This window comes from Gordonia polyisoprenivorans, assembly GCF_017654315.1.
Lineage (GTDB): Bacteria > Actinomycetota > Actinomycetes > Mycobacteriales > Mycobacteriaceae > Gordonia > Gordonia polyisoprenivorans_A.
Genome location: NZ_CP072203.1, coordinates 5216261 through 5228748, shown reverse-complemented (window position 1 = coordinate 5228748; position 12488 = coordinate 5216261). Strand labels below are relative to the sequence as shown.

At 67.2% G+C, this 12488-nt stretch carries 9 protein-coding genes and 1 tRNA gene; 7 read left to right on the top strand and 3 right to left on the bottom strand.

The window, feature by feature from the left end; translation table 11 throughout:
- Positions 1–3 precede the first annotated feature (3 nt).
- From J6U32_RS23415 to J6U32_RS23395, 5 genes are read left to right on the top strand one after another with little or no spacing between them, the layout of a single operon-like run.
- A complete protein-coding gene (locus J6U32_RS23415) occupies positions 4–993 on the top strand; it encodes an ABC transporter permease (RefSeq protein ID WP_208792361.1) in 990 nt (329 codons plus the stop codon).
- Positions 986–1870 (top strand): ABC transporter permease, encoded by an 885-nt coding sequence (locus J6U32_RS23410; protein ID WP_208792360.1) that lies wholly within the window; start codon positions 986–988, stop codon positions 1868–1870. The genes J6U32_RS23415 and J6U32_RS23410 overlap by 8 nt, the downstream gene beginning before the upstream one ends.
- Entirely contained in the window at positions 1867–3468 is a 1602-nt protein-coding gene (locus J6U32_RS23405; RefSeq protein WP_208792359.1) for a dipeptide ABC transporter ATP-binding protein, read from the top strand. The genes J6U32_RS23410 and J6U32_RS23405 overlap by 4 nt, the downstream gene beginning before the upstream one ends.
- On the top strand, positions 3461–4657 hold the full coding sequence (locus tag J6U32_RS23400) for an LLM class flavin-dependent oxidoreductase (RefSeq protein WP_208792358.1): 1197 nt from the start codon (positions 3461–3463) through the stop codon (positions 4655–4657). The genes J6U32_RS23405 and J6U32_RS23400 overlap by 8 nt, the downstream gene beginning before the upstream one ends.
- Before the next feature lie 12 nt (positions 4658–4669).
- On the top strand, positions 4670–6040 hold the full coding sequence (locus J6U32_RS23395) for an NtaA/DmoA family FMN-dependent monooxygenase (RefSeq protein ID WP_208792357.1): 1371 nt from the start codon (positions 4670–4672) through the stop codon (positions 6038–6040).
- Positions 6041–6046: 6 nt separating this feature from the next.
- On the opposite strand, the gene J6U32_RS23390 is transcribed toward J6U32_RS23395, so the two are convergent.
- From J6U32_RS23390 to J6U32_RS23380, 3 genes are all read right to left on the bottom strand, one after another.
- A complete protein-coding gene (locus tag J6U32_RS23390) occupies positions 6047–6772 on the bottom strand; it encodes a M24 family metallopeptidase (protein WP_208792356.1) in 726 nt (241 codons plus the stop codon).
- A 710-nt stretch (positions 6773–7482) separates the two neighbouring features.
- Positions 7483–8772 carry an HNH endonuclease signature motif containing protein gene (locus J6U32_RS23385; RefSeq protein WP_208792355.1) on the bottom strand — a complete coding sequence of 430 codons (1290 nt, stop codon included), beginning with the start codon at positions 8770–8772 and terminating at the stop codon, positions 7483–7485.
- 217 nt (positions 8773–8989) lie between these two features.
- Complete coding sequence (locus J6U32_RS23380; protein WP_208792354.1) at positions 8990–10687, bottom strand: GMC family oxidoreductase; 1698 nt, start codon at positions 10685–10687, stop codon at positions 8990–8992.
- 263 nt (positions 10688–10950) lie between these two features.
- Here J6U32_RS23380 and J6U32_RS23375 point away from each other — a divergent pair, with 263 nt between their 5' ends.
- Positions 10951–12102 carry a HoxN/HupN/NixA family nickel/cobalt transporter gene (locus J6U32_RS23375; protein ID WP_208792353.1) on the top strand — a complete coding sequence of 384 codons (1152 nt, stop codon included), beginning with the start codon at positions 10951–10953 and terminating at the stop codon, positions 12100–12102.
- A gap of 100 nt (positions 12103–12202) precedes the next feature.
- Positions 12203–12275: transfer RNA gene (locus J6U32_RS23370), tRNA-Arg, on the top strand.
- Positions 12276–12488 lie beyond the last annotated feature (213 nt).

Below are 12488 nucleotides of genomic sequence, written 5' to 3'. Positions count from 1 at the left end.
GCGATGATCCGCTATCTCGCGATCAGAATCGCCTCGGCCATCGGGGTGCTGTGGGCGGCATTCACCGTCGCCTTCGTCATCCTGATCCTGCTGCCCTCGGATCCGGTGTCGATCGCGACCTCGGATGCCTCGATTCCCGCCGACCCGGCGGCCGTCGCCGCCCTCAAAGCCCGCTATGGCCTGGATCGTTCGGTGTGGCAACAGTATTGGTCGGCGTTGACCGGCGCGCTGCACGGTGATTTCGGTCTGTCGATCTCCCAGGGTCGCCCGGTCACCGACGTGATCGCCGACGCCCTGCCCGGCACCGTGGCGCTCACACTCACCGCGGTGGCGCTCGCCGTCATCGGTGGGGTCGGACTCGCGGTGCTCGCGACCTGGACCCGCTCGACACTGCTGCGTCGGGTGCTGCTCTCCATTCCCCCGCTGGTGGTGGCGCTGCCCACGTTCTGGGTGGGACTGGTCCTGTTGCAGGTCTTCGCCTTTCGCCTGCCGTGGTTCCCGGCATTCGGGGACACCCGGCCCGGGTCGATCGTGCTGCCGGCGGTGACGTTGGCCATCCCGTACGCCGGGGTACTCGGACAGGTCCTCATGACCAGCATGACCGCCACCGATGCGGCGCCGTTCGTGCAGACGGCCACCGCGAAGGGTGCGAGCCGCGGGCGCGTCATCACCCGACACATCCTGCGGGTCTCGTCGCTGCCGGCGCTGACGGTGGCCGGCGTAGTCGTCGGCAACCTCCTCGGCGGGGCGGTCGTGGTCGAGACGGTGTTCTCCCGGCCGGGTGTGGGCAAGCTCGCCCAATCCGCCGTCCTCGCACAGGACATCCCGGTCGTGTTGACGCTGGTGACCCTCTCGGCGCTGGTCTTCGTCACCATCAACCTGCTCGTCGACGTCGTCTACCCGTTCCTCGACCCCCGCATCCTCAGCGGTGCACGCCGACGGAAGCCGACGGTGCGCGACAACGACTCCCGGACGGAGCTGATCAATGTCTGACTCATCCGACACCAGTGTGTCGGTGCCGTCCTGGTCGTGGAGTCCGACGGCGGTGCGGCCCGCGGCGGTGTGGGCGTGGCTGCGGTCCAATGCGGCGGTGACCGTCGCGGTGATCGTCCTGGCGCTCGCCGTCGGATTCGCCGTGGCCCCGGGCTTGTTCACCGGGCGAGACCCGCTGCTGGCCGTGCCCTCGGAGAAACTCTCACCACCGAGCGCGTCGCACTGGTTCGGCACCGACAACCTCGGCCGCGACGTCTACGCGCGATTTGTCCACGGGGCGGGTCTGTCGCTGACGGCGACCATCGGTGCCGTCGGGGTAGCGCTGCTCATCGGGGCGATCCTCGGGTTGGTCGCGGGTACCGCAGGGGCCATCGCCGACGGGGTGATCATGAGGGCCATCGACGTGATGCTCGCGGTCCCCCAACTGTTGCTGGCCCTGGCCATCGTCGCGGCCCTGGGGTTCGGCACCACCAAGGTCGCGATCGCGGTGGCGGTGGTGCTCATCGCGAGCTTCGCGCGGGTCATGCGGGCCGAGGTGCTGCGGGTCCGTCACGCCCCGTTCGTCGAGGCGTCGCGCGCCTTCGGGGTCCCGGCCCCGGTCGTGCTCGTGCGGCACGTGTTGCGCAACTCCTACGCCCCGGTGCTCGCGCTGGCCGCCGCCGAATTCGGGATGGCGATCCTGCTCATCTCGTCGCTGTCGTTCCTCGGCTTCGGCGCGACCCCGCCGACCCCCGAATGGGGATCCCTGATCTCCGACGGCCGTGACTATCTGGCCACGGCCTGGTGGATGACCACGCTGCCGGGACTGGCGATCGTGGCCGTCGTTCTCTCGGCACACACCGTCGGACACCGTATCTCGGCGGGAGATCACCGATGAGCCCCGTGTCCGCCATCCCTGTCCTCGACGTGACCGATCTGCATGTGGCATACCGGATCAACGGCGCCGAGACCGAGGCGGTCCGCGGTGTCGATCTCACGGTGGCGCGAGGCGAGACCGTCGCCGTGGTCGGGGAGTCCGGCTCCGGGAAATCATCGGTGGCGCACGCGATCATCGGACTCCTGCCGCGCACGGCGCACTCCACGGGCCGCGTACACCTCGGAGATCTGCGGATCGATGAGCTCGGCTCCCGCGCCATGAACCGGATTCGGGGCGCACGGATCGGCCTGGTCCCGCAGGACCCGGGCACTGCGCTCAATCCCGTGCAACGCGTGGGCGATCAGGTCGCCGAAGTGCTGCGAATCCACGGTCGCGCCGCCCGCAAGACGGCGCGTATCCACGCGCTCGAGCACCTCGCCGACGCCGGCATCGACGATCCGCAGGTGCGCTACCACCAACTACCGCACCAACTCTCGGGCGGACAGCGGCAACGTGTGCTGATCGCGATGGCGATGGCGTGCGAACCCGAGCTGATCATCGCCGACGAACCCACGAGCGCTCTCGACGTCACCGTTCAGCGCCGCATCCTCGATCATCTCGCCGCCCGCGCCGCCGATACCGGCACCTCGATCCTGTTGATCACCCATGACATCGGGGTGGCCGCCGACCGTGCCGATCGGCTCGTCGTCATGTCCGGCGGGCAGATCGTCGAAAGCGGCTCGACAGCACAGGTTCTCACCGAGCCTCGCCATGCCTACACCCGGCGACTGATCGCCGACGCACCGGCACTCACCTCGGGCACCCTGGCCGCACCCCGCGACGACGGGGCGCCGATCATCGCACGCGCCGACCACATCTCGCGGTCGTTCCGGGTCGGCCGCGGCAACGGGTTGACCGCCGTCGACGACGTCTCGTTGGCGGTGCGCGCCGGGCAAACCCTGGCGGTGGTGGGGGAGAGCGGGTCGGGCAAGACGACCACCGCCCGCATCCTGGCCGGGCTGGAGACCCACGATTCCGGCGTCGTCGAGGCCGGTGACCGTCGCGGCGATGTCGGCTTCGTCTATCAGAACCCCTTCTCGTCGATGAACCCGAAACTGACTGTCGAACAGATCATCTCCGAACCGCTGCGCGGGGTCCCCCGAGCACAGCGCCGGCGTCGCGTCGACGAGCTCCTCGCGGCGGTCGCGCTCGAACCGGGTTATGCGCGCCGGCCGCCCACCGCGCTGTCGGGTGGTCAGCGGCAGCGGGTGGCGATCGCGCGTGCCCTGGCCACCACCCCGAAGCTGCTCATCCTGGACGAGCCGGTCTCAGCGCTCGACGTCACCATCCAAGCGCAGGTCCTGCGGCTGCTCGCCGATCTCCAACGCCGCCACGGCATCGCCTACCTGTTCATCTCGCATGACCTGGCCGTCGTCCGGCAGGTCAGTCACCGGGTGGCGGTCATGCGTGCCGGCCGGATCGTCGAGGAGGGGACGGTCGAGGACGTCTTCGACAATCCGCGCCACGACTACACCCGTGCGCTCCTCGCCGCCATTCCCGGACGGGGCCGTACCGCCGGTTCCGCCACCAACCTCCCCAAGGAGTCCGCTCATGCCTGATCAGATCCACCTGGCCGTCGCGTTGTCCGATGCGGGCTGGCACCCCGGCGCCTGGCGTGAACCCGGTGCGCGTCCCACCGAACTGCTCACCGGTCGCTACTGGGCAGATCTGGTGCGCGAGGCCGAATCCGGTGCCCTCGACCTCGTCACCATCGACGACGGACTCGGATTGCAACGCGACGACCATCTACGCCCCGACGACCGGACCGATCGGGTCCGTGGCCGGGTGGACGCGGTACTCGTCGCCAACCGGGTGGCGCCCACCACCCGTGCGATCGGCGTGATCCCGACGGCGATCACGACCCATACCGAACCGTTCCACACCGCCAAGGCGATCGCCACCCTCGACTACGTCGCGCACGGGCGCGCGGGAGTGCAACTGCGGGTCGACGGTTCGGCTGCCGATGCGCGGCTGTTCGGCCGTCGTACGCTGCCCGACCTGGTGCCCGGAGATCCCGACCCGGTGATCATCGAGGCCCTGTTCACCGAGGCCGCCGACTACGCCGAAGTACTGCGCCGACTGTGGGATTCGTGGGAGGACGACGCCGAGATCCGCGACGCCGCCACCGGTCGCTTCATCGATCGCGACAAACTGCACTACATCGACTTCGAGGGCGAGTACTTCAGTGTGCGGGGACCGTCGATCACCCCGCGCCCGCCGCAGGGGCAACCGCCCATCGCCGCACTCGGACACAACAGTTCGGCCTACGACCTGATCGGCCGGGTCGCCGACCTCGGATTCGTCACCGCCTCCGACGCGACCGCAGCGGCTGCGACCGTCGCCGAGATCGACGCCGTCCGGGTGTCGGCGGGGCGCGCCGATCCGGTGCGGGTGTTCGACGATCTACTCGTCATCCTCGGCGACACCGACGCCGAGGCTGCCGCCCGCGCTCGGCGACTCGACGAACTCGCCGGAACCGAATTACGCAGTGATGCACCGATCTTCGTCGGCACCGCCACCGGGCTCGCCGACCTCATCGAGGAGCTTGTGCCCACCGACGCCGACCCCGGACGAGCGCTCGCCGGGGTGCGGCTGCGCCCAGCCGTGCTGCCCGACGACCTGCTCGCGATCACCGGCCACCTGGTCCCGGAGTTGCGTCGCCGCGGGCGTTTCCGCACCGAGTACACCGCAACCACCCTCCGCGGACATCTCGGACTCACCCGCCCCGCCAACCGCTACGCAGCCTGATCGGAGAACGCCATGACCGCACCCCGCAAGGAAATCCATCTCGCCGCGCACTTTCCCGGCGTCAACAACACTACGGTGTGGAGCGATCCCGCCTCCGGCAGTCACATCGAGTTCGAGTCGTTCGAGCATTTCGCCCGGACCGCCGAACGCGGCAAATTCGACTTCCTATTCCTCGCCGAGGGGTTGCGGCTACGGGAGCAGAACGGTCTCATCTACGACCTCGACGTCGTCGGGCGGCCGGACACGTTCTCGATTCTCGCCGCACTCGGTGCCGTCACCGAGCGGCTCGGTCTGACCGGCACCATCAACTCCACCTTCAACGAACCCTACGAGGTGGCACGGCAATTCGCGAGCCTCGATCACCTCACCGACGGGCGTGCGGCCTGGAACGTGGTGACCTCGTGGGACGAATTCACCGGGGAGAATTTCCGCCGTGGCGGATATCTGGCGAGCTCCCAACGCTATTCGCGTGCCAAGGAGTTCCTCGACACCGCGATCGAGCTGTGGGAGTCCTGGCGTGGCGACGAGATCGTCGCAGACAAGGCATCCGGCCGGTTCCTGCGGGACGGTGCGGTCGGCGAATTCGAGCACCGCGGTGAGCAATTCGACATCGAGGGACGATTCTCGGTGCCGCGCAGCCCACAGGGTCGGCCGGTGATCTTCCAGGCCGGTGACTCCGAAGACGGCCGTGAGTTCGCCGCGGCGAAGGCGGATGCCATCTTCTCCCGGCACAGCGCCTACGACGAGGGGCGGGAGTTCTACCGTGACGTCAAGTCCCGGCTGGCCAGGTACGGGCGCCGACGTGAGCAGCTGCTGATCCTGCCGGCAGCGTCATTCGTGTTGGGCGACACCGACTCCGAGGCGGCCGACCTCGCTCACGAGGTGCGTCTCGCGCAGGTCAGCGGTGCCACCGCACTGCGTTTCCTGGAGCAGGTGTGGAACCGGGATCTCTCCGACGTCGACCCCGACGGTCCACTGCCGCAGTTCGATCCGGTCGTCGGCGAGCACACCATCGCCCGCGGACGGGCCAGCGTGCGCTCCTACCGTGATCCGCTGCAGACCGCCCGCGAATGGCGCGAGCGTGCCGAGGCCAACAACTGGTCGATCCGCGAACTCATCATCGAGGTGACCGGCCGGCAGGCCTTCGTCGGTAGCGCGCAGACCATCGCCGAGCGCCTCGACGATTCCGTGCAGAACGATGTCAGCGACGGTTTTATCCTGGTCCCGCACATCACGCCCGGCGGGCTCGACCGCTTCGTCGACGAAGTGGTGCCGATCCTGCAGGAGCGCGGAAGTTTCCGCGCCGACTACACCGGTACGACGCTGCGCGACCATCTCGGGATCGACCGCGCCGCGCGGGGGTCGGGGCGCGCCGCGTCCTGAAGGAACTCAGGGGAGGTCGAGCAATTCCTCGCAGAAGCCGCCGAACCGGCGGTCCGGGGTCACGAGGTGCACCTCGAGAATCCAGTGGCATTGCCGGCCTGCGCGGTCGGTGCGACGCATCGGCCCGTCGGAACCGGGGGCGATGTAGCTCTCGATCTCGGCGGCGTCGATGCTCTCGTGCGGGAACTCGCCGACGAGATGCCCGGCGATGTCGCCGCCGAACTCCCAGCCCGCCTCGCGGGACAGTTCGACCACGCGGTCGTAAAGCTGCGCTCCGGTGATGTAGGGGTGGGTGCGGAAGTGCTCGCGGCCGGCCTCCCACACCTGGCTCAGCGATGCACGCAACGCATGTTTGGTCGGATCGTCGCCGAGGACGAACGTACGGCCGAAGTCGGCCTCCCACTCCTCGAAGATCGGACCGAAGTCCAGGAAGAGGATTTCGTCGTCGGTGAGGATGTGGTCCGGCGGATTGGCGCGGTAGGTCTGCAAGGTGTTTTCGCCGGCGCGCACGATCCGTTTGTGCCAGTGCCGGGTCACGCCGAACATGTCGGCGGCGAGGTCGCGGATCTCGTTGGACAGTTCCCGTTCGCCCACACCCGGTCGGATCATCCCACGCTCGGTGATCTCGGCGAAGAGTTGCTCAGCCTTGGCCTGGGCGTCCAGAAGCCGACGAACCCTGGCGTCCTCATCTGGGGAGTCGCCGAGTTCGGCGGAGGCGTCGACTGTCGTCACCTGTCCATGCTTGCACACCGAAGCGCTTCATGGTCGTGTGCTACTCATTCTGGGTCCGCTGCTCATTGTCCCGATGGTCTCGACTCTCGCCGCACGCGGCTCGGACCTCGACCAGCGGGGAGGACCGGTCTCTCCCGGATTGCCGTTCCACCCCGCGCGGAAATGCTCCAGCCCTTCCCGCCCGGTGGTCGAGGTGCCGAGGAGCGCTAGCGACGAGCCTCGAGACCTGTTGCGCCGATGGGTATCCGGTCTGCCGTAGATCGAATCCAGGACCAGCGCAGGTGGTCTCGAGGCTCGCCGCACGCGGCTCACACCTCGACCATCGGGGGAAGACGACACGCCGTCGAGGGACACTGATGCCCTTCCCGTCCCATGGTGTCCCACCCTGGTGGTCGAGGTGCCGAGGAGCGCTAGCGACGAGCCTCGAGACCCCCTGTGCCGACAGGCTTCCGGGCCACCGTTACCCTAATCCAGCGACCGCTCAGGTGGTCTCGAGGTTCGCCGCACGCGGCTCGCACCTCGACCATCGGGGAGACCGTTCCCATCCCGGTGGTCGAGGTGCCGAGGAGCGCCAGCGACGATCCTCGAGACCCCTTGTGCCGAAGGGCTTCCAGGGCCACCGACGCTCGAACACCTCGACCATCGGGTGGGGATTTCACTATGGAATTCTCAAACAACAGATGCGGTCCCGGCCAGGCCGGGTGCGGGAATCAGGCTGCTACGTCGTCGAGTCGCATGGTCCGTCGGTGATACGACGGCACAGGTCGGCGTTTCGGGTCGATGCTGGCGGGTGGGATGAGCCAGGGGTGTCGGTCGAATCCCATGATGATGTCCCAGCCGTGGTGGTGCACGTCGTCGTGGCAGCTGGTGCAGAGGAGGCCGCCGTTGTCGAGGTCGGTGGGACCACCCTTGCTCCAGTGGTGCACGTGGTGTCCTTGGCAGCGTCCGGCGTGGGCGCCGCATTTGATGCACCCGCGGTCACGCACGAGCGGGGCTTTGCGTTGGCCGGGGGTGAAGAAGCGTTTCTCTTCACCAACACTGAGCGGTACACCGTTGGGGTCGAGCACGATTTTGGTGATGGTGGTGTCACACGACAGCATACGGGCGGTGGCTTCGGTGATGGCACCCATATTCTGCAACTCGCCGCCGAGTACCGGGTTGTCCGCCGACCAGGTCCACAACAGTCCGTTGGTCGGTTTCGCGGAGAAGGTGGTGTCCGCCAAACCTTGTGCCGCCAACTCCACGATCGTTTCGAACGCGGCGGCACAGATTTGCTCGGGCGTGCGGGGGTCGGGGGAGCCGTCGGGCTGAGGTTTCGGTGTCGACAAGGTTTCCATCAAAGTGCGGGTCTTTTCGCCGGCGATGATGTCGAGGTTCGCCGAGATTTCCAGCCGGCCGTCGTCGGTGATGCGGTCGGTGTAGCTGTTGATGTTCTTGTCTTCGGCGGCTGGTAACCCGCCGGGTGTCTCTGCGGCGAGTTCGTTCCCGAGTTGCCGGGCGTAGAGGTTGATCTCGGCGGGGGTGAAGCCGGCGAAGTAGTGCGACAGCAGTTTCCGCAGAAACTCACACCGTTGGACGGTGTCGAGGGGTTCGGGGCATCGGGTGTCGATGTGGCTCAGTCCGCGCACGATAGCGTCGACGTGTTCGGAGGAGATGGACCCGTCCGCGGCATGCGCCAACAACAAATCCACATCGGTGGTGGCCGAGATCCGCACGTACCGACCTGCGACCGCGGGTGCGAAACCCATGCTGATCAACAATTCTCGAAGTCGGGCGGTTTTGTGATCGTCCACGCCCAGGCGGTCCAGTTCGCCGGTGAGCGACGTGGCGTGGTGATCAACCAGGTTCCGCAACAACAGGACCTGCTTCATCGCACCGAAAGCCTGAGGGCCGGTCATTTCCGGATCCCATTGCAGGTCGCTGAGTTGGGAGATGATGGCGGCGAAGACTGCCTCGGCGTCAACGTCTTTGGCGTCAAGAATGGCAGTGGGTTCGATCATGGGCCCCTCCCCAGTGGCTGACCGGTGCGATGCCTTCATAGTACTCGAACATATGAATTACGGAAAGGGTGTTCGACAACTTTAGCGCGGGGAAAGATGCTTGTGGACAACGGGTTTCGGTGGTGCACTGGCGGCGGTTTTCTGTCGGTGGGGTGTGGTAGAGGTGTGGCTTCCGTGACCGAGTTGCCGATATGGTTGGGACGCTTGTTGCCACTCGCTACGCGTACAGCCGAAGCGCGCCGGGCGCGTGGTCGGGAACAGTGGGATGCTGCGGTGCCACCGCGGTGATCCGGCGATACGGTGCGCCGAGTGGCGGTCGTGGGTCGGCCTCTCCGGCATTGGGCCAGAACGCCATGGCGCGTTCGGCCTGGGCGGTGACGGTGAGCGACGGGTTCACGCCGAGGTTCGCCGAGACCGTCGACCCGTCCACGATGTGCAGACCCAGATGACCGAACGCGCGGTGATAGGCGTCGACGACGCCGTCGTCGGGATCGTCCCCGATGGCGCAGCCGCCGAGGAAGTGGGCGGTCATCGGGATGTCGACGAGGTCGAGGATCGACCCACCCGGATCGCCGTCGATGCGGCGCGCCGCGGCCCGGACGGCCTTGTGTGCCTCGGGAATCCATCGTGGTGGCGGATCGCCGCCGCCCGGTCGGCTCCGTAGGATCGGGCCGAATCGTCCTCTCCGCGCGTGTAATTCGATCGAGTTGTCGACGGTCTGCATCGCCAGGGCGATGATGGTCCGCTCAGACCAGCGGTGCACCGATAGCGAGCGGGCGGCGGTGATCGGGTGCGCGAGCATGGTCAGTACCGCGCGCAGCAGCCGTGGCATGCGTCCGCCGCCATCGACGAGAACGGCCTGCAGGAGCCCGATCAGGTTGCTGTCCTTGCCGTATCGGACCGGCTCGATGTGGGTGTGATCGTTGGGATGAAACGACGACGTGATGGCGACACCCTCGGTGTAGTCGACGTCGGTGGTGTGGGCCGTCGCGGCGAGGACGGCCTCGGAGTTGGTGCGCACCACCGTCCCGAGTCGGGGCGACAGGTTCGGCAGTCGGCGTGAGCGTGCCATCTCGAGCAGCAGCTTGTTGGTGCCGTAGGTACCGGCGGCCATCACGACCTGGTCGGCATACAGCGTCCGGCGTCCTCTCCACGGAGCGCCGGTGCGGTGGGTGCTGACCTCATAGCCGCCGCCGCGCTGGTGGAGGCCATCGACCATCGTGATCGGGATGATCTGCGCGCCGGCCTGTTCGGCGAGGTGCAGGTAGTTCTTGACCAGGGTGTTCTTCGCGCCGACACGACATCCGGTCATACACGCGCCGCACTGTGTGCATCCGGTGCGTTGTGGCCCGGCTCCGCCGAAGTACGGGTCGGCGACCGTGACGCCGGGCGTCCCGAAGAACACCCCCACCGGGGCTGCGACGACGGTGTCGGCGACTCCCATCTCTTGGGCGACCGACCGCATCGCGCGGTCGGCGGGGGTGACACCCGGGAAGCTCGTCACGCCGAGCATGCGGGAGGCCTGGCCGTAGAAGGGGTCGAGTTCGGCGGCCCAGTCGGTGATCGCGTTCCAGTGCGGATCGTCGAAGAAGGCCGCGGGCGGACGGTACAGCGTGTTCGCGTAGTTGAGCGATCCGCCGCCGACACCTGCGCCGGCCATGACCAGCACGTCGCGGAGCGGATGCATGCGCTGCACGCCGAAAAGGCCGAGTGCCGGCGCCCAGACGTAGTCCCGGAGTCGCCAACTGGTCGTGGGCAACTCGTGGTCGGCGAATCGGCGTCCGGCTTCGAGGACGCCGACGCGATAGCCCTTCTCGGTGAGTCGGAGTGCGGCGACCGAGCCGCCGAAACCCGAGCCGACGACGAGGACGTCGAAACGATCGGGGTCGTGCGCGGGTGCGTCGGAAGGCGTCATGGGATGTGATGCTAACGACAATCATAGAAACAGTCCAGACTGCTTGTAAGGCGGATCCGACGCGGACAAGTGCGACATCGAGGCTGTCCGGTCGGGTAGGTCGCGGCCTGGTGTGGTGGCCCTACTGTGTCCGAAGTGCACGATTCGCTCTTGCGGCGCAGGGGATCTGTGGAGAACAGTCGGATCTCGCTCGCCCGAAACGCTCACGTCCGGGCAATTCATCTGTTGAGATGAACAGATCATCTGATGAGGAGTTCGGCTGCATGGCAACGCAATTCGCTCAACAAGGACAAAACGGACGTCCGTCGTTCGGTGATCGGCTCGCTCAGCTCCGCCGGTCGCTGACCCCGGCCGAATGGGCCAGTATCGGCGGCATGGTCGCCGTCGTGGCAGCCCTGCACATCATCGGATGGGTGACCCTGGTCGTCTTCGTGGCACCGCACGACTTCAGCGTCGGGCAGAAGACCCTGGGCCTCGGCGTCGGGCTGACCGCCTACACCCTGGGTATGCGTCACGCCTTCGACGCCGACCACATCTCGGCGATCGACAACACCACCCGCAAACTGCTCGGCGACGGACAGCGGCCGATGACCGTCGGATTCTGGTTCTCGTTGGGGCACTCCACAATCGTCTTCGGGCTGGCGTTGTTGCTGTCCTTCGGCGTGCGGGCACTCGCGGGGCCGGTCGAGGACGACTCGTCGGCGCTGCACCACTACACGGGTCTCATCGGCACCACGGTCTCCGGCGGCTTCCTCTACCTCATCGCCGCGATCAACATCGTGATCCTGTTCGGGATCGTCAAGGTCTTCCGCGCGATGCGCCAGGGCGACTACTCCGAGGACGAACTCGAAAAGCACTTGAACAACCGGGGTTTCATGAACCGCATCCTCGGTCGCTTCATGAAGTCGGTGACCAAGCCGTGGCAGATGTACCCCATCGGGGTCCTGTTCGGGCTGGGCTTCGACACCGCGACCGAGGTTGCCCTGCTCGTCCTCGCCGGCAGTAGCGCCGCCGCCGGACTGCCCTGGTACGCGATCCTGTGCCTGCCGGTCCTGTTCGCCGCGGGTATGAGCCTGTTCGACAGCATCGACGGCACGTTCATGAACTTCGCCTACGGTTGGGCCTTCGCCAACCCCGTACGCAAGGTCTACTACAACCTCACCATCACCGGACTGTCGGTCGTGGTCGCCTTCGTCATCGGCACCATCGAGATCCTCGGACTGCTGGCCGACGAGTTCGGCTGGAGCGGCCCGTTCTGGGACGACGTCTCCGGGATCGACCTGAACATCGTCGGCTACGCCATCGTCGGTCTGTTCATCGTCACCTGGCTCGTCGCCGTGGTCGTCTGGCGCGTCGGGCGAATCGAGCAGCGGTGGGCGCTGGCGCCCGCGACCGTGGCTGAGCGCGTCGAGTAGTCGCGGTGCAGCGGGTCCGGTGAGGTTCGGTGCGTCGCCCCACGAGCGCTGACGTAGACTGCCGATGGCGTCGACCCGCTGCGTCTGGGTGCCGCCGCCCGCCTCAGTAGCTCAGGGGATAGAGCATTCCTCTCCTAAAGGAAGGGTCGCAGGTTCGAATCCTGCCTGGGGCACTGTGACATCCCTTCCGGCCTCCGGCCGGTGTGCGCCTGCTGTGTTTGAAAGAGATCCACGGAGGCGCGCCCAAGATCGAACGCCGTCCGAGTATGCCAACGCCCGCGGTACACCGACCGCGTCGGCACATTCGCCCGGCGTTTGCGCCGCGTCGACGGGTGACCTGCTCATCGAGGCGCTGCGCTACGGTGAGCATCGTGGACTCGCGGAAA